The sequence below is a fragment of the Dyella sp. SYSU CM1112 genome (genome assembly GCF_058216415.1).
Genome location: NZ_JBZEGI010000083.1, coordinates 1 through 335 on the forward strand (window position 1 = coordinate 1; position 335 = coordinate 335).

Below are 335 nucleotides of genomic sequence, written 5' to 3' on the forward strand. Positions count from 1 at the left end.
CCGGGCGCCAATTACTCGCAAATGATCACCGGCGACTTCATTCCCTCGCGCACGACAGCGCAAGCCAGCGAAGCCGCCGCGTCCGACAGCTTATGAACCATCACGATCCGCTGAGACCCACCACAGGACCAGGCCATGCAACACACGCTCTCCATCCTTCTGCAGAACGAAGCCTGCGCGTTGGTTCGCGTCGCAGGCCTGTTTGCGGCACGCGGACATAACATCGATACGCTCACCTTGGCCGCCACGGCCGACCCCGCCGTATCGCGATTGACGCTTACCGTTCGCGTCGACGATGCTGCCCTGACGCAAATCCTGCAGCAGACCCGCAAACT

Annotated in this window: 1 protein-coding gene; it reads left to right on the plus strand. The window is 62.1% G+C overall.

What is annotated here, in order from left to right; all coding sequences use genetic code 11:
- Window positions 1-135: 135 nt before the first annotated feature.
- Window positions 136-335: acetolactate synthase small subunit (gene ilvN, locus AC4HNJ_RS21715; protein ID WP_490481700.1), on the plus strand; the 200-nt coding region annotated here is incomplete at its 3' end.